This window comes from Sulfitobacter maritimus, from assembly GCF_013346665.1.
GTDB classification, from domain to species: Bacteria; Pseudomonadota; Alphaproteobacteria; order Rhodobacterales; family Rhodobacteraceae; genus Sulfitobacter; species Sulfitobacter maritimus.
In genome coordinates, this window is sequence record NZ_JABVBB010000034.1 from 226,143 (window position 1) to 243,090 (window position 16,948).

The 16,948-nt window shown below is 62.1% G+C and carries 17 protein-coding genes; 8 read left to right on the forward strand and 9 right to left on the reverse strand.

Features of this window, described 5'->3' with window-relative positions; translation table 11 throughout:
- Positions 1-6 precede the first annotated feature (6 nt).
- Entirely contained in the window at positions 7-420 is a 414-nt protein-coding gene (locus tag HTT03_RS11205) for a VOC family protein (RefSeq protein ID WP_174859866.1), read from the forward strand.
- A 54-nt stretch (positions 421-474) separates the two neighbouring features.
- Here HTT03_RS11205 and HTT03_RS11210 read toward each other — a convergent pair whose 3' ends face one another.
- Both HTT03_RS11210 and HTT03_RS11215 read right to left on the reverse strand, forming a co-directional pair.
- Entirely contained in the window at positions 475-828 is a 354-nt protein-coding gene (locus tag HTT03_RS11210) for a cupredoxin domain-containing protein (protein WP_174859867.1), read from the reverse strand.
- A gap of 89 nt (positions 829-917) precedes the next feature.
- Positions 918-1,808: a LysR substrate-binding domain-containing protein gene (locus tag HTT03_RS11215; protein ID WP_174859868.1), complete on the reverse strand. Its 891-nt coding sequence runs from the start codon at positions 1,806-1,808 to the stop codon at positions 918-920.
- A 97-nt stretch (positions 1,809-1,905) separates the two neighbouring features.
- Here HTT03_RS11215 and HTT03_RS11220 point away from each other — a divergent pair, with 97 nt between their 5' ends.
- Together HTT03_RS11220 and HTT03_RS11225 are read left to right on the forward strand one after the other, a co-directional pair.
- Positions 1,906-3,129 (forward strand): acyl-CoA dehydrogenase, encoded by a 1,224-nt coding sequence (locus HTT03_RS11220; RefSeq protein ID WP_174859869.1) that lies wholly within the window; start codon positions 1,906-1,908, stop codon positions 3,127-3,129.
- A gap of 131 nt (positions 3,130-3,260) precedes the next feature.
- Positions 3,261-5,435 carry a thiamine pyrophosphate-dependent enzyme gene (locus tag HTT03_RS11225; protein ID WP_174859870.1) on the forward strand — a complete coding sequence of 725 codons (2,175 nt, stop codon included), beginning with the start codon at positions 3,261-3,263 and terminating at the stop codon, positions 5,433-5,435.
- A gap of 113 nt (positions 5,436-5,548) precedes the next feature.
- On the opposite strand, the gene HTT03_RS11230 is transcribed toward HTT03_RS11225, so the two are convergent.
- From HTT03_RS11230 to HTT03_RS11240, 3 genes are read right to left on the reverse strand one after another with little or no spacing between them, the layout of a single operon-like run.
- Positions 5,549-6,391 (reverse strand): NAD-dependent epimerase/dehydratase family protein, encoded by an 843-nt coding sequence (locus HTT03_RS11230; protein ID WP_174859871.1) that lies wholly within the window; start codon positions 6,389-6,391, stop codon positions 5,549-5,551.
- 12 nt (positions 6,392-6,403) lie between these two features.
- Positions 6,404-7,183, reverse strand: a complete 780-nt coding sequence (locus HTT03_RS11235) for an HpcH/HpaI aldolase family protein (protein WP_174859872.1) — start codon at positions 7,181-7,183, stop codon at positions 6,404-6,406.
- On the reverse strand, positions 7,180-8,382 hold the full coding sequence (locus HTT03_RS11240) for an NAD(P)/FAD-dependent oxidoreductase (protein ID WP_174859873.1): 1,203 nt from the start codon (positions 8,380-8,382) through the stop codon (positions 7,180-7,182). Before HTT03_RS11240 ends, HTT03_RS11235 begins: the two co-directional genes overlap by 4 nt.
- A gap of 300 nt (positions 8,383-8,682) precedes the next feature.
- Here HTT03_RS11240 and HTT03_RS11245 point away from each other — a divergent pair, with 300 nt between their 5' ends.
- From HTT03_RS11245 to msrB, 4 genes are all read left to right on the forward strand, one after another.
- A complete protein-coding gene (locus HTT03_RS11245) occupies positions 8,683-9,183 on the forward strand; it encodes a sigma-70 family RNA polymerase sigma factor (protein WP_174860332.1) in 501 nt (166 codons plus the stop codon).
- Complete coding sequence (locus tag HTT03_RS11250; protein WP_174859874.1) at positions 9,180-9,872, forward strand: anti-sigma factor; 693 nt, start codon at positions 9,180-9,182, stop codon at positions 9,870-9,872. Before HTT03_RS11245 ends, HTT03_RS11250 begins: the two co-directional genes overlap by 4 nt.
- A 165-nt stretch (positions 9,873-10,037) precedes the next feature.
- Positions 10,038-10,592: a fasciclin domain-containing protein gene (locus HTT03_RS11255; protein ID WP_174859875.1), complete on the forward strand. Its 555-nt coding sequence runs from the start codon at positions 10,038-10,040 to the stop codon at positions 10,590-10,592.
- 68 nt (positions 10,593-10,660) lie between these two features.
- On the forward strand, positions 10,661-11,143 hold the full coding sequence (msrB, locus tag HTT03_RS11260) for a peptide-methionine (R)-S-oxide reductase MsrB (RefSeq protein WP_174859876.1): 483 nt from the start codon (positions 10,661-10,663) through the stop codon (positions 11,141-11,143).
- A 53-nt stretch (positions 11,144-11,196) separates the two neighbouring features.
- On the opposite strand, the gene hrpB is transcribed toward msrB, so the two are convergent.
- Positions 11,197-13,620 carry an ATP-dependent helicase HrpB gene (gene hrpB, locus HTT03_RS11265; RefSeq protein ID WP_174860333.1) on the reverse strand — a complete coding sequence of 808 codons (2,424 nt, stop codon included), beginning with the start codon at positions 13,618-13,620 and terminating at the stop codon, positions 11,197-11,199.
- An 80-nt stretch (positions 13,621-13,700) separates the two neighbouring features.
- On the opposite strand from hrpB, the gene meaB reads away from it, so the two are divergent.
- A complete protein-coding gene (gene meaB / locus HTT03_RS11270; RefSeq protein WP_174859877.1) occupies positions 13,701-14,681 on the forward strand; it encodes a methylmalonyl Co-A mutase-associated GTPase MeaB in 981 nt (326 codons plus the stop codon).
- Here the strand turns inward: meaB and HTT03_RS11275 are convergent.
- The 3 genes from HTT03_RS11275 to HTT03_RS11285 form a co-directional block, all read right to left on the reverse strand.
- Positions 14,672-15,100 carry a PACE efflux transporter gene (locus tag HTT03_RS11275; protein ID WP_174859878.1) on the reverse strand — a complete coding sequence of 143 codons (429 nt, stop codon included), beginning with the start codon at positions 15,098-15,100 and terminating at the stop codon, positions 14,672-14,674. The genes meaB and HTT03_RS11275 overlap by 10 nt on opposite strands.
- A gap of 106 nt (positions 15,101-15,206) precedes the next feature.
- Positions 15,207-16,151, reverse strand: coding sequence for a tyrosine recombinase XerC (locus tag HTT03_RS11280; protein WP_174859879.1), 945 nt, complete (start codon positions 16,149-16,151; stop codon positions 15,207-15,209).
- Positions 16,148-16,855: a DUF484 family protein gene (locus HTT03_RS11285; protein WP_093740115.1), complete on the reverse strand. Its 708-nt coding sequence runs from the start codon at positions 16,853-16,855 to the stop codon at positions 16,148-16,150. Before HTT03_RS11285 ends, HTT03_RS11280 begins: the two co-directional genes overlap by 4 nt.
- Between the last annotated feature and the right edge of the window lie 93 nt (positions 16,856-16,948).

A 16,948-nucleotide genomic window follows, 5' to 3' on the forward strand; every position in this document is an offset into this window, starting at 1 on the left:
ACCGCCATGCTCACCCCCTTCCACCTTGCCTATAACGTTCGCGACCTCGACCAAACCCGCGCCTTTTACGGCGATGTTTTGGGCTGCACCGAAGGCCGCTCGACCGAGACTTGGGTCGATTACTCTTTCTTTGGCCACCAGATCTCCCTGCATCTGGGTGAGCCTTTCGCCACAGCGGCAACCGGTAAGGTGGGTGAGCATATGGTCCCAATGCCGCATCTGGGCGTGGTCTTGCAGATGGACGATTGGAAAGCGCTGGCTGAGCGTTTGAAGGGTGCCGAAGTCGATTTCGTCATCGAACCCTCGTTGCGCTTTGAAGGTGAGCCGGGCGAGCAGGCCACGATGTTCTTCCGCGACCCCTCGGGCAATCCGATCGAGGTCAAAGGCTTTACCGATATGGACCGCGTTTTCGCGCAATAACCACGCAAAAGCCCCGCCAAAGGGCGGGGCTGTCAGCACTTCATCAAGGGGCGTTTAGTCCGCAGGCGCGGGCTCAAAGGTGATCGCGCCTTCCAGTGTTGCGGTGGCGTCCCCCGGTGCCGGGCCGCTGAAGGTTTCGGGCGTATCGGCGTCCACCAACAGCGTAAACCGCCCCTGCGCCGGGATCGCGCCGCTCGTCCAAACATCGCCCGCGCCCGTGACCGTGTGGCTTACGGTGGTGTTGTTGTAAAAGACCAGTTCATCGCCCGGTTCCACGTGGGTCAAGGCGGGGAAATAATCGCCCTCAACGATCACTATGGTACGGCTTTCGGCCAACGCATGGGTGGCGGCAAACGCCGTGGTCACGACCGCAAGCACGCCTGCGCTTTTGCGGAATTTACTCAGCATCATCATGCTCCTTCTGGATGCCCGGTTCGGGCCAATATGCCCTCTCTTAGCGCGGGAATGAGGCATAACTTTGGCGCAGCGCGGTGGCGTTAACCGGGATCGGCCTGTTGCGCCAGCCAGTTGCGGAATGAGACCAAAGCGGCGGTCTCGCCCCGGTCCTCCGGCCAGACGAGGTAGTAATTTCCGATGCTCTGCGTCGTCTGCGCGGCGGCCAGTACAAGCTGCCCGTCATTCAGATAGGGTCGGGCGAAAAAGGTCGGCAAGAGCGCCACGCCCAGCCCATGAATCGCCGCCTGCGCCATGGTCGAGAACTGGTCGAACATCATGCCGACAGGCGGGTCTTCGGTCTCGCCCAATGTGCCAAGCCAGCGGGCCCAACCGCGGGGGCGGGTTTCGAGATGCAAAAGCGGCAGCCGCCTGATCTCACGCGCATCCTCCAACGGCTCTGACAGCAGATCGGGAGCGCAGACCGCCACCACGGTTTCTGGCAGCAGCGGAAGATAGCGCACACCGGGCCAATCTTCATGACCAAAATGAATGGCCGCATCAAAGCGACTGCCATCAAAAGCAAAGGGCCGCAGCCGGGTCGAGAGGTTCACCGTCACCTCCGGATGATCGCGCGCAAAGTCGCGCAGACGCGGCGCCAGCCAATGCATTCCAAAGGCGGGGAGAATCGCCAGATTAAGCGTGCCGCCTACCGGGTTGGTGCGGGCCGAGACCGACGCCTGCGCCAAGCGGTTCAGGATGTCGCGCACCTGCGTGACATATTCCAACCCCGCCTGTGTTGGCGTCAGCCGCCGTCCTTGGCGCAGCATCAGCGACACGCCCAACTGATCCTCCAAGGTCTTGATCTGACGGCTCACGGCGCTTTGCGTAAGGTTCAATTCCTGCGCTGCGGCGGTGGCGGTGCCAAGCCGGGTCACGGCCTCAAACGACAGTAGGGCAGAGATTGACGGCAGAAATCGGCGCGGCGCGATCATATGACTTTTTCTCATGAACACAGGACAAAGCAGCGATAGAGTTCCCCCGCGCAATTTGCAATACTGCCGCAAATCACATGACCCGAAAGGATGCCACATGACTGCTGACGCACCCGCGCTGCGCCCCAAAGACAAACCCGATCTGGGGACATTTGACTGGCAGGACCCGTTCCGCCTCGACAGCCAGTTGACCGAAGACGAACGTATGATCCGCGATTCTGCCCGTGCCTATGCGCAAGAAAAGCTGCAGCCGCGCGTGATCGAAGCCTTTGCCGAAGAAAAAACCGACGCCGAAATCTTCCGCGAGATGGGCGAGATGGGCCTTTTGGGCGTCACTATCCCCGAAGAATACGGCGGTCTGGGCGGCAACTATGTCTCCTACGGTCTGGTTGCGCGTGAAGTTGAGCGTGTCGACAGCGGCTACCGCTCAATGATGTCGGTGCAGGCGAGCCTCGTCATGTATCCCATCTATGCTTACGGCTCCGAAGAGCAGCGCAAAAAGTATCTGCCGAAGCTTTGTTCGGGCGAATGGATCGGCTGCTTTGGCCTGACCGAGCCTGATGCGGGTTCTGACCCTGCGGGGATGAAAACCCGCGCCGTGAAGACCGAGAATGGCTATAAGCTGACCGGCTCCAAGATGTGGATCTCGAACTCTCCCATCGCGGATGTTTTCGTGGTCTGGGCCAAGTCCGAGGCGCATGACGGCAAGATCCGTGGCTTCGTGCTGGAAAAAGGCATGAAGGGTCTGAGCGCGCCAAAGATCGGCAACAAACTTTCCTTGCGCGCCTCGATCACGGGCGAGATCGTCATGGACGGTGTCGAAGTGGGCGAAGACGCGCTGCTGCCGCATGTGCAGGGGCTGAAAGGTCCGTTCGGCTGTCTGAACCGTGCGCGTTACGGCATCTCTTGGGGCGCGATGGGCGCGGCTGAGTTCTGCTGGCACGCAGCACTGCAATACGGTCTGGACCGCAAGCAGTTCAACAAGCCGCTGGCGCAGACACAGCTGTTTCAGAAGAAACTGGCAGACATGATGACCGAAATCTCGCTGGGCCTTCAGGGCTCGCTGCAAGTGGGCCGTCTGATGGACGCCGCCAATGCCGCGCCTGAAATGATCTCCATCGTCAAGCGCAACAACTGTGGCAAAGCGCTGGACGTGGCCCGCATGTCGCGTGACATGCACGGCGGCAACGGGATCTCCGGCGAATTCCAAGTGATCCGCCACATGATGAACCTTGAGACGGTGAACACCTATGAGGGCACCCATGACGTCCACGCGCTGATTTTGGGCCGCGCCCAGACCGGCTTGCAGGCGTTCTTTTAAACAACGGTTCGGGGGGATTTGCCCCCCAAACCCCCTTCAAGTGTTTGAGGCCAAAAAGAGCGGCAGCCTGTCTCTCTTTTTGGCCAAAAATACGTTTGCCGATGGCAAGAAACTTTATACCGAGAGGCCCCATGGACCGCGTTGCAATCGTTCATGAGAACTTCCTCCGTCGCGTTGCGGCGGGGGATTTTCCCGTTTCCACCTCCAATAAAAAGGCGCTTGATCGCGCCGCGTTGGAGCAGCTTTACCGCGCGCAGGTGCTGAGCCGTGCGCTCGATCTGCAAAGCCGCGTTATGCAGAAAGAAGGGCAGGGGTTTTATACCATCGGCTCCTCTGGCCATGAAGGCATGGCAGCGGTGGCAGCGGCGCTGCGGGTCGATGACATCGCCTTTCTGCACTACCGCGATGCCGCCTTTCAGATTGCCCGCGCCGATCAGGCAGACGGGCAGGACATGCTGCGCGACATGCTCTTGAGCTTTGCCTGTTCGGCAGAGGACCCGACCAGTGGCGGACGTCATAAGGTGTTGGGTTCGCGCCAGCTGATGATCCCGCCGCAGACTTCAACCATCGCCAGCCATCTGCCGAAAGCAGTGGGCGCCGCGCATTCCATCGGCATGGCGCGGCGCAACCGGCCTGAACATGCGATCCTGCCCCGCGATGCGATTGCCATGTGCAGTTTTGGCGATGCCTCGGCCAACCACTCCACCGCGCAGGGGGCAATCAATGCGGCCTGTTGGACGGCGGTGCAGGGTGTGCCTTTGCCATTGCTCTTTGTCTGCGAGGACAATGGCATCGGGATTTCGACCAAGACGCCGACAGGCTGGATCAAAGCGTCGATGTCGGCAAGACCGGAGCTGAAGTATTTTGAGGGGGACGGGCTGGACCTCCATGCGGCATATGCTGCGGCCAAGGACGCAGCGGATTACGTGCGGGTGCATCGCAAGCCGGCTTTCCTGCATCTGCGCACCGTGCGGCTTTATGGCCATGCCGGGGCGGATGTGGCGACGTCGTATCTGCCGAAAGCTGAGGTTGAAGCGGATGAGGCGAATGATCCGCTGTTGCATTCCGCACGCCTTTTGGTCGAAGCCGGGATGACCGCTGAGGAGGCGCTCTCGATCTACCGCGACACGCAGGATGCGGTGGCGAAGGCCGCTGATGAGGTGGTCAAACGTCCACGGCTGAAGACAGCGTCGGATGTCATGGCAAGCCTCGTGCCGCCCAAGCGGGACTGTGCGCTGAGCAACGGGCCGAGTGCCGAGGTTCGGAGCGAGACCTTCGGCAGCGATATGGCACAGATGGACAACCCCCAGCCTATGTCGCGTCTGATCAACTGGGCGCTGCATGACCTGATGCTGGCACATCCAGAGACCATGTTGATGGGCGAGGATGTGGGCCGCAAAGGGGGCGTTTATGGCGTCACCCAGAAGTTGCAGAGCCGCTTTGGGCCGGGGCGGGTGATTGATACCTTGCTGGACGAGCAGAGCATTCTGGGGCTGGCCATCGGCATGGCGCATAACGGGTTCATCCCGATGCCCGAGATCCAGTTCCTCGCCTATCTGCACAACGCCGAGGACCAGTTGCGCGGGGAGGCGGCGACTTTGCCGTTCTTCTCCAATGGGCAGTGGAGCAACCCGATGGTGCTGCGCATCGCGGGGCTCGGCTATCAGAAAGGCTTTGGCGGGCATTTCCACAACGACAACTCGCTGGCCGTGCTGCGGGACATTCCGGGGATCATTATCGCCTGTCCCTCGACCGGGGATGAAGCTGCGATGATGCTGCGCGAGGCGCATCGTTTGGCGCGTGAGGAGCAGCGCGTGGTGGTCTTTGTCGAGCCGATTGCGCTCTATCCGATGCGCGACCTGATGGAAGCCGGGGATGGCGGCTGGATGCGGCGCTACCCCGCACCGGATCAGCGGATTGGGCTGGGCGAGGTTGGTGTCAGTGGCGACGGTGCTGATCTGGCAATCGTGAGCTATGGCAACGGCCATTATCTGAGCCAGCAGGCCGCGCATGATTTGGCAGAGCAGGGGGTGAACGCGCGGGTCATCGATCTGCGTTGGCTGGCACCTTTGCCCGAAGAGGCGCTGATGGCGGCGATTGGGGACCGGCCTGTGCTTATCGTCGATGAATGCCGCCGCACCGGTGGGCAGGCAGAAGGGCTGATGGCGCTGATGGCCGAACGCGGTGTCACGCAATTTGCACGGCTGACGGCGGAGGACAGTTTCATCGCCACGGGGCCGGCCTATGCCGCGACCTTGCCCTCACGGGAGGGGATTGTGGCCGCTGCGAAAGACTTGTTGGGATAAGCGCGGCAATAAGGCCCGGAACCAAGGTGCCGGGCCTTTTTTGACTGACGTAAGGGCCGCCACGATCGCAACAAATGTTGCAGCATCGTGGCGGCCTTTTCTTTGACCTATGATCAGGTCTCTTTCTTGTCGTTGACGATTGTCATCTGCGCCAGACCGCTTTCGCCCAGATCGACCTTAGCAAAGGGGCCGCCGTGGCACATCTGGCCGGGGTCGGTGATGTCGACCGGGCCTTCTTCGGCCAGCACTTTTTCAGCGAATTGCTCGGCGTTGTCCTTGGGGCGGTAGCCCAAGAAAGAGGCCTTGGAATTGTCCACCGGGGCGCGGTCGTTGTTGGACACGCCATAGATGACCGAGAAGCCGACCGAAGGCGTGTCGACCGCGCGGGTCACCAGTTGGATCAGATCGTCATAGCTCAGCCACGAGCCAAGCGCGCGGGAATTGTTGACCTGTGCGGCGCTCAAGATGCGCAGATGCACGGATTCCAACTGGCGCTTGTCCCAATACATGGAGCCCAGGTCTTCGGTGAAGCATTTGGCGAGACCGTAGAAAGTGTCGGGCTTGTGCGGGGCGTCGATGCCGATGAAGTCGGATTTCTTATGCATCCCGACCGCGTGGATCGACGAGGCATAGACCACGCGGCGCGCGCCCGCTTGATAGGCCGCTTCCCACACGTTGTAGGAGCCGACGAAGTTCGGGCCGAGCAGCTCCATGAAAGGCTTTTCATCCACGATGGCGCCGAAATGCACCACCATGTCGGCACCTTCGATCAGCGGCGCGATCTGGTCGTATTCCGCAAGATCGGCCTTGGCGTAGCGCTCGCCTTCGTAGAGCTTACCAATGTCGTCAGCGATGTCGGTACTGACCAGCTCCTCGCACATCGCGGCCAGCGGTTCGCGCAGGTAGGAGCCGAGCCGTCCGGCGGCGCCTGTCAGGACCAGTTTCTTGAATTTCATCTCGTTATCCTTTCATGTCTTTGAAATCTTGTCGCGCATGGCAGCGTGCAGCGCATCTGCACCGCGTGCCAGCAGCCCCGCATCGGTGCCGCAGGCGACAAAGGTGAAGCCGTCGTTCAGCAGCTCAGCCGCGAAATCGGGGTCAGTAACCAGGGTGCCGACGGGAATGCCTTTGTCCATCAAGAGCTTGGCCGCCGGGCGGATCACTTCCCAAATCTCGGGATGCATGGTTTGGCCCAGATGGCCCATGTCCGCGCCTATGTCTGCCGGGCCGAAGAAAATACCATCGATCCCCTCAACCTCGGCAAAGGCGGCGGCGTTTTCCACGGCGGCGCGGGTTTCAAGCTGGATCAGGATCGCGGTCTGGTTCTCAACCTCGGCGTAGTAGTCTTCGATCCGGCCAAAGTGGTTGGCGCGGTTCAGCCCTGCCACCCCACGAACGCCGCGCGGCGGATAGCGGCAGGCAGCGACAGCGGCGCGGGCTTCCTCTGGGGTTTGGACCATCGGAAACAGCAGCCCCGGCGCGCCGAGGTCCATCAGCCGTTTGACCTTGACCGCATCGTTCCAATCGGGCCGCACAAGCGCAGTGGTCTCACTTCCCGAAAACGCCTGAAGCTGGCCCAGCACCGATTTCATATCGCTCGGCGCATGTTCCATATCGAGCAGCACCCAGTCATAGCCCGCGTGGGCCACCACTTCGGCGGCATAGCCGTCCGACAGCGACGACCAAAGGCCCAACTGCTTTTCACCGGCGCGGAGTGCCGCGAGGAATTTGTTCTGGGGGAGTTTCATATCACGGCCTTTTCGATGAATTTCTCGGACCGTGTGATGCGCCCATAGTCCAGCGGCGTGAGGTCAAGCGTGCGGTAAGCGCCGTGGGTGATTAACTCGGCAGTGCCGCGCCCGATAGCGGGCGCCTGTTGCAACCCATGGCCGGAAAACCCGTTCATAAAGACGAAGTTCTCAACCTTGTCATGCCGCCCCAGAATCGCGTTTTGGTCCACGGTGTTAAAGGCATAATGCCCGACCCATTCGTTGATCACCTTAACCCGTTCAAATGCCGGAACGCGGGTGGCGATGGCGGGCCAGACCTTTTGTTCCCAGATCGAATGGTCAAACGCAAAGTCGTCATAGGCCACATCGACATCCTCATCAGGCGGGCAGCCTGCCATGTAGTATTTGCCTTCTTGCCGCATATGCACGCCGCTGGGGTCGATGGTCAGCGGCAGGTCCATTTCCAGCGGCTCGGCGGCATCAAAGATGAAGGTATAGCGTTTGCGTGGCACCACGGGGAGGGCGATCCCCGCCATCTGCGCCGTCGCCGCCGCGCGCGGGCCGGAGGCGTTGACGACGGTCCCGCAGGACACTGTCGCACCGGATTTCAGCGTCACCGCGTCCACAGCACTGCCCGCCGCGTTCAGGGTCATGCCCGTCACCTCGTCATGGGCGAAGGTAACACCGCGCCGCTTGGCCATGCGTTTGAACCAGTCAAACATGGTGCCGCCGTCAAAATAGCCTTCGTCAACGGTGTTGTGATTGCCCGCGATAATGTCGTCGAGCATGTAAAACGGATAGCGTGCGCCAAGTTCCTCGGCGGTCATATGTTTGGTATGCGCGCCCATCGCGGCTTGGATCGCCTGTGTCTCGCGCAGGGTTTCGGCAAATTCTGGCGTAGCAGCAAGGTAGAGGTAGCCAAAGCTCTGCAAGGCAAGCTCCGGCACTTCGGGATCGTCATGCATGAAGTGGCGGAAGTTCTTGATGAACTCGGCCCCGAACTGCGAAATCTGGATGTTCACGCGGCTGCTGAACTGCTGGCGGATGCAGGAGTTCGTATGGCTGGTCGAGGCGAATTCATAGGTCGGGTCACGCTCAACCACCAGAATACTGCCATCGAACCCCGGCGTGTTCGTCAGCCACCAAGCCAGCGCCGACCCATAGATCGCACCGCCCACGATCACCACGTCATAAGACGGTTTTAGCCCGTTATTCATGCACATTCTCCCCTTGCGCAATCCCCTCGCGAACTGGGTAGCCTAAGCATTGGGGGGCTGCAATCTTTGTGAATGCAGAAGTGTATTTTCGTTTTACCGCGAAGGGTTGCGCGGATGTGGGCGGATGGGGCAGGGTGGTAAAGGATCTGTCAGACCCGCGCGGCCACGTTGACTTTTGCAGCGGGCGTCTCACTTTGAAAAGCGGGCGACAGTCATGCCGCCTGATCCTCTGACCACCTAAGGGAGTGGCCTTTGAACAGTGACCGTGACGAGATTGAGCGTTTGATTGCGCAGGTGGCGATGGGTGATCGTGCGGCCTTTGAGGCGCTTTATGATCGGGTGTCGGCGAAACTCTTTGGGGTCAGCCTGCGTGTGTTGGAGACACGGGCCGCAGCAGAGGACGCCATGCAGGACACATTCGTCAAAATCTGGAACAACGCGGACCGCTATCAGGCGAATGGCCTGTCGCCAATGACATGGTTAATCACTATCGCCCGCAACACTGCGATTGATCGGTTGCGTGCGCGGCGCAAAGGGCAACAGGATATCGATACGCCGGGGTTGGAACTGGCTGCACCGGGGCCGAGCCCGGAGCAATCTGCCGTCGCCTCTTCAGAAGCCGCCAAGCTCACTGGATGTTTGGACCAGTTAGAGGCCGACCGAGGCGCTGCGGTGCGCGGTGCTTATCTGGACGGTGACAGCTATGCCGATCTGGCCGCACGGTTCAACGTGCCACTGAATACCATGCGCACTTGGCTGCGGCGCGGGTTGCTAAGCCTGCGGGAGTGTATGAGCCTATGAGCGATCACCCCACCATACCGCCCGAAGACGACGACATGCTGGCCGCCGAAGTGGCGCTTGGATTAACCGAGGGCGACGAGCGGGCCGCGGCTCGGACCCGTATGCTGCAAGACCGTAGCTTTGCGCGGCGCGTGGCCGATTGGCAGGAGCGTTTTGCTCCCATGGCCGAAGACATCGCGCCAGTAAGCCCGCCCAAAGGGGCGCGTAAAGCCCTGATGTCACGGCTCTTTCCGGCGCGGCGCGTGCCCTTAATGCAGCGGCTTTGGGTCTGGCAGGGGATCAGCTTTGCTGCTTTGGCCACGGTTGCCTTCCTCGCCCTGCCGCTGTTGCAAGATCCGGGCGAACAGGCGCCGGATGATGTTTATGCCGCCCGCATGGTGGCTGAGGACAGCGCGTTAGAACTGCTTGCCGTGATGGATATGGCACGTGGGGACATTGCTCTGCGCCGGGTCTCTGGCACCGCGCCAGAGGGTCGGGTGTTGGAGCTTTGGGCGATCCTGCCAGACCGTGCGCCGATCTCTTTGGGCGTCTTGCCTGAGGGTGACGTGAACCGCGTGGCTTTGCCTGCTGATCTGGCCCCTGAGGCCGCACAGATCACGCTGGCGATCACCGATGAGCCGCCGGGCGGCGCTCCGGGCGGGGTGCCGACGGGCGCGGTCATGGCGGCCGGAGCGGTTGCTGAGTTGTAAGGGGCAGCACCTGCGCGATAGCGCCGGTGTTCTTTTTAAAGCAAGCGGATACAAACACTTAAAAGAAATCCGCGATTTTCTGAACTTTCCTGAAACTCCGTTCTCCTTCGCTTCGTGGGTTCAGCATCGCCGCCCACAACGGGGGGCATCTGAGGAGGAAACCCAATGATCAATTTCAAAACACTCGCCGCTGTAACCGCCACCGCTGCCTTGTTCGCCACTGGCGCGATTGCTGCCAACCCGCAAGTCGGCGGTGCAGATATGTTCGAGAATAAGAACATCGTCGAAAACGCCGTGAACTCCGCCGATCACACGACGCTGGTCGCCGCTGTGAAAGCCGCCGGTCTGGTTGATACGCTGGCCTCCGAAGGCCCCTTCACCGTTTTCGCGCCCGTGAATGACGCCTTTGCGGCACTGCCCGCCGGCACCGTCGACACGCTGCTGAAGCCTGAAAACAAAGACATGCTGACCAAAGTGCTGACCGCCCATGTTGTCGCCGGCAAATGGTCCGCTGCTGACATCGCCGCCAAGGCCCGCGCCTCCAGCGATGGTTTCTACCACTTCAACGCCGTTTCCGGCGATGCGCTGTCGGCGCAAGTCAAAGGCAACAACGTCTATATCATCGACGAAAGCGGCAATGCCTCACGCGTGACTATCGCAGATGTGAACCAGTCCAATGGGGTGATCCACGTTGTAAACTCTGTGCTTGTCCCCAAGTAAGGCCTAAGGTTTGGCGGGGTGCATATGCTGCGGCCCGCCACTCAACCCATCCCATCGGAGGAAACAAAATGAACAGACGTCACTTTCTGACATCGACCATTCTGGGCGCAACCGCCGCGGGGTTGGGTGCGCGCGCAGGCGCAGCGGCCTATGTAGAGGGGGATTTTGAGATCACCCGCACCGAGGCCGAATGGCGCGCCATGCTGAGCGACCTTGAATATGCCGTAATGCGCGAAGGCGACACCGAGCGGGCCTTCACCAGCCCCCTGAACGACGAGACCCGCCCCGGCACATTCAACTGCAAAGGCTGCGATCAGCCGCTCTACGACGCCGCCACCAAGTTCGACAGTGGCACCGGCTGGCCAAGCTTTTACCAGCCGCTTGAAAACGCGGTTGAGACGATGCCCGACAATTCCTTCTTTATCCGCCGGACAGAAGTGCATTGTGACCGATGCGGCAGCCATCTGGGCCATGTCTTTGACGATGGGCCAGAGCCGACAGGCAAACGGCATTGCATCAACGGGGTGTCGTTGACCTTCGCAGCGGCCTAAAGGCAATCTGTTGGAAACTTACCTGCGCGCCCCTTGGGGCGCGTTTTGTCGTTTCAGGTGCCGCGCGGTTTGGCACGCAGGGTCGGGTCGGCCACGGTCGGGTCTTCGGGCCATGGGTGGCGCGGGTAGCGGCCCCGCATGTCCTTACGCACATCCGCGTAGGTATTTGCCCAAAAGCCGGGAATATCCGTCGTGACCTGCACCGGACGTTGCGCGGGGGACAGAAGCGTCACCTGCAGCGGTTGGCCACCCACTGTGGGGTGCTGTGTGACGCCAAACATCTCTTGGAGACGTAGCGAAATGCCGGGTTGCGCACCGCTGTAGTCAATCGCGACACGCCGTCCAAGCGGGGTTTCGAAATGGCCCGGCACAGCGCGGTCTAACTCTTGTTGTTGCTCCCACGTGAGCCGCGCTTTCAACGCTGGGGTCAGGTCAAAACCCTTCCAATCTGCCGCGCTACGGACCCCGATCAGATGCGGCAGCAGCCAGTCGTCGAGGGTCTCCATCAGATGATCCTCGCTAAAATCGGGGAAGGGCGCGGGCATCAGCCGGGCGCGGGCGAGAAACAGCGCGGCTGCTTTGCCGGGTTTCAGCCCCAATTGCCGCACACCGTCGAGCATTGCCACCGCAACCGCCTCTGCTGGTGCGTCGGGCCATGTGCGATCCTCTAACACCAGCGCGCCAAAGACCTCTTGCCGTCGGGTCAGCACACGGCCCTCACGACGCGACCACAGGCGGACGTCTTGCCAGTGAATCTGATCGCCAAAGGTCGCCCGCAATTCGGCATCGCTGATCAGTGCGGCTTGCCGGATACGCGCTTCACGCGGGTCGCCATCAAGATCGGTTGCCACAAGCAGCCTTGCGCCCGCCAGCGGATCAGTCTCCGGCAGGATCGCACCCTTGCCGCCCGACAGCACATAGCGCGGAGCATCGCCCTTGCGGCGCAGACCAACTCGGTCGGGGTAGGCCAAGGCCGCCAAGACACCCAAGGCATCCGGCCCGTCGCCCTTTGTCATCCGGCCCAACCGCTTGGCCTCGGCCTTGATCCGGGCCAGTGTGGGGGCATGGGGCGGGGTCGCGGTGCGTTTGCCGGCCAGTGCGTCCATCCGCAGCGACAGGTCCACCGGCGCGCCGCGCATGGGGTCACGCTCCGCCAGCAGGGCCGCCAGCAGCGGGGCGCGTGGTCCGCCGCGGGCAACCATATGCGCCAGACGGGGATGCAGTGGCAGCTTGGCGAGGCTACGACCGTGCGCGGTGATGCGGCCCTGATCGTCCAGCGCACCCAGCATTTGCAGCACACCCTGCGCCTCGGCCAAACGCCCGGCATGAAGCGGGGTGACGAAGCTCAACTCATCAGCCTGCGCGCCCCAGAGCGCCAGTTCCAGCGCGAACCCTGTCAGATCGCCCGCCTCAATCTCCGCCGGGGGGAAGGCCGCCAGCGCCCCTTCTTCGCCCCGCGTCCAAAGCTTATAGGCCACGCCTGCGTCCAACCGCCCGGCGCGGCCTGCGCGTTGTGTGGCCTCGGCACGGGTGACACGTTCGGTGACCAATCGCGACATGCCCGACGCCGGATCGAACAGAGCGCGACGGGCGCGGCCCGCATCGACCACGATGCGGATGCCTTCGATGGTGAGCGATGTTTCCGCGATGGAGGTGGCCAACACCACCTTGCGGCCTGATGGTGCGGGCGCGATGGCCGCCTGTTGGGCCTTGAAATCCAGCGCGCCAAAGAGCGGAGCCAAGGTGCAATCGCGCGGCAGAGCAGGGCGCAGCAGCGCCTCGACCCGCCTGATCTCGCCCTCGCCGGGGAGGAAGACCAGCGCAGAGCCCGGGGCTTCATCCAGCGCCTTCAACGTCAGGTCGGCGACTGCATTTTCCAACCGTTGTTTGCCCATCGGTCTGTCGAGCCAGCGCGGTTCCACCTCAAAACTGCGACCCTTAGACGTGACGATAGGCGCCTCCATCAGCTCCGCCACTGGGGCAGCGTCGAGCGTGGCAGACATGGCCACCAGCAGCAGGTCGTCTCGCAGGGCGCCTGCGACCTCAAGGCAAAGCGCAAGGCCCAGATCGGCGTTCAGTGAGCGTTCGTGGAATTCGTCAAAGATCACCGCGCCGACGCCGGGCAGATCGGGGTTGTCCTGCAACATGCGAGTCAGGATGCCTTCGGTCACGACCTCAATGCGGGTGTTCTTCGACACGGCAGAGGCGCCGCGCACGCGAAAACCGACGGTCTGGCCGGTCTCTTCGCCCAAGCTCTCGGCCATACGTGCGGCGGCGGCGCGGGCGGCGAGGCGGCGTGGCTCCAGCATCAGGATACGGCCTTCGGTCAATGCGGCGCTCAGCATCGCCAGCGGCACGCGCGTTGTCTTGCCCGCACCGGGGGGCGCTTGCAGCACGACACGGCCCTTCTCGCGCAGGGCGGCGATCACGTCAGGCAGAACGGCGTCGATGGGCAGGGCGAAATCAGGGTTGGACATGGCGCGGTTATCGGGCAAAGCCGCCGCCGCGCCAAGGGTGGGGATGGACAATTCCGCGCCGCCCCCGCAAAAGTTGGCGCATGGATATCGACGATCTGGCCAAGGGCATCATAGCAGGCGAGCGCCGCGCATTGGCGCGGGCGATCACGCTGGTGGAATCGGGCCGCGCGGACCATCGCGCGGCAGCGGCGGAGTTGCTGGCAAAGCTACCGACCGACCGCCAAGCACTGCGGATCGGGCTTTCTGGCACGCCCGGTGTGGGGAAATCCACTTTCATTGAAAGCTTCGGCATGATGCTGACCGCGCAGGGCAAGCGCGTGGCGGTGCTGGCGGTAGACCCAAGCTCAACGCGTTCGGGCGGGTCGATCTTGGGTGATAAAACGCGGATGGACCGGCTCAGCCGCGAACCCCGCGCCTTTATCCGGCCCTCTCCTAGCCAGACCCACCTTGGCGGTGTGGCGCGGCGTTCCCGCGAGGCGGTGCGGCTGTGCGAGGCGGCGGGGTTTGACGTCGTGCTGATCGAGACCGTGGGCGTGGGCCAGTCTGAAACTGTGGTGGCCGAGATGTCCGACGTCTTTGTTCTGCTGCTGGCCCCGGCGGGCGGAGATGAATTGCAGGGCGTGAAGCGTGGGATTATGGAAATTGCCGACCTTATCGTCATCAACAAGGCGGATGGCGAGCTAAAATCCACCGCCGCCCGCACCCGCGCTGACTATTCCGGCGCGTTACGCCTGCTGCGCAAACGCCCGCAAGACCCCGAGGGCTACCCCCGCGCGATGGCCGTGTCGGCGTTGGAAGAACACGGGTTGGATGAGACTTGGGCCGCGCTGCAAGAGTTGATCGATTGGCGGCGTGAGAATGGGTTTTGGGACCTCACGCGGGCGGCACAGGCACGCTATTGGTTTGAACAAGACGTAAAGCAACGGCTGCTTGCGCAGATGGAAACACCGCAGGCCAAGGACGATCTGTCCCGGCTTAGCGATGTGGTGGCGCAAGGCGCGCGTGATCCGGCTGAGGCGGCGGCGGAGTTTATCCGCCGTCTGCGCCACGATCAGGACTGAGGGGCGGTTTCCGGCACCGGGAAGATCACGTCATAGAGCCAGTTAAAGACGAAGGCGTAGATCAGGTAAAAGACCGCAAAGCTCACATCGATCAGGAACGCCTCCATCAGCGAGACGCCCAGATACCATGCGATGAAGGGCATGAGCACGAAGAGCAGTCCGACCTCAAATGACACAGCATGCAGCACGCGGATCGGCACCGTCTTGCGCACCGTCCCCCGCAGACGTTTCATGGCGTGGTCAAAGCCGAGGTTGTAAAGGTAGTTCCAAGCGGTCGCGATACTCGCGCTGACAACGGTGACAACGCCGATGTCATGCAGCGGTTTGTCAAATATCAACGCGGCGGCAGGGGTGACGATCAACAGCGCCAAGACTTCAAAACTGATGGCGTGGCGGATGCGGTCTGCTGTTTTACGCATGGGTCGGTCCCGGTGTTGATCGGGTCGTCCCGAGTGTTTTCCCAAAGGGGGGAGGTCGTCCTCGCTTGGCCCCAATATGGCAATTGGCGCGTCGGGTGCAAGAGGGTCAACGCCCCGCCTTGGGGTGGGCGTTGTTATAGACCTCCATCAGCCGTGCGGTATCGACAGCGGTATAGGCCTGCGTGGTCGACAGTGAGGCATGGCCGAGCAGTTCTTGGATCGCCCGCAGATCGCCGCCTGCGTCGAGCAGATGGGTAGCAAAGCTGTGGCGCATCGCGTGGGGTGTGGCACTGGCGGGCAGGCCCAGTTGCATCCGCGCATCGGCCATAACCTGCGATACCGCCCGCGCATTCAGCGGCCCGCCACGAATGGCGCGGAACAGGGCGGCATCTTTTTCCTGCGGGTAGGGGCAGACGGCGAGGTAATCGGCCACGGCGCGGCGGGCCGCAGGGAGCACCGGTACGACACGTTCCTTGCCGCCCTTGCCGACGATCCGCAGCGTATCGGGCAAAGGCGCATCGCCGCCCTTGAGCGCCAGCGCCTCAGATATCCGCAGCCCGCAGCCCCACAGCAGGGTCAGCACGGCCACATCCCGCGCCGCGACCCAAGGCGCGCGGGCTTGGGTTTCGACGCAATCAATCAGGGCGCGGGCGGCGTCTTCGGCCAAGGGGCGGGGGAGTTTCTTTTGAAACTTGGGCGAGCGGGTCAGCAGCACAGCAGTGGGCTCAAACCCCTCGCGTTCGGCCAGCCAGCGGTAGAAGGCTTTAACCGCCGAGAGCTTGCGTGCCACGGAGCGCGACCCAACCCCACCGCTGCGCGTGCTGGCCATCCAAGCGCGCATGTCGCTGATGGTGATCTTGGCCAATGCGCACAGCCCTTGGCTGTCGCCCTTGTGCAGGGTCATGAAGGACAGGAACTCGGTCACATCACCCTGATAGGCGGTCACGGTGTTTTCAGCCGCACCCTTTAGTGCCCGCTGGTGATCCAGCCACGTCTGCAACGCATCCCGCGCCGCGGGGCTGATCAGCAGCGGATTTGCCTTCTCGCTCAAGACAACCAGCGGCGCATGGAGCGTTCCAGCACGCCAGTGAAAAAGGTGAGCAAATCGGTGCCTTGCTGCGGGCCGAACATATGCGGGTCCTCCGCGCCCATCACCAGCAGGCCCGGCAGGCGACCCGCGCCGAAATCGAGTTTCAGGCAAGCTTCGGATCGGATCCAACCGGCCTTGGTGCCATAAAGCGCTTCAGACCCGTCCTGCAACGCCCGCAACGTCACCTGACGCACCATGCCGCCCCGGCCTTGGCTGAGATAGTCGTCAATGAACCCCGGCTCGGCGACCGTCAGCACATCGCCCAAACGCTGCACCGCCGGATCATTGTCGTTTTGCACCGACTCCAACACCAGTTTCACCGCGTCGACGCGCAGGATATCAGCCACTTCGCCGCCCAGATTGCGCAGGAAGGTTTCAAACTCCACAGGGTCGAGCATTTGCAGGATCGCACGGTGGATCTGGTTGGTTCCAGCGAGGTTTTCATAAGCGGCGGCGATGACGCTGCGGTGGGTGTCCTCCAGCCGATCAAGCCGCGTCTCAAGACGCTCCATTGCGATGCCGCGCAGGTCGACGATATTGCCGCCCATCGCCTTTTCATTGGCCGCAATCAGGGCCTGCATCACGTCGCTGTCGTCAAGGATGACATCCGGCGCGGAAATGATCGCCTCGCGCAGGGCGTCGTCGATTTTAGGGCTGCTGCTCATCTGCGTCTCTTTTTGATTTGCGGTGTCATAGCATGAAGGGGGCGTGAAATCTGCCCCAATTAAAGCGGTGTCCTGCGGCCTGTGGTCTTTGTG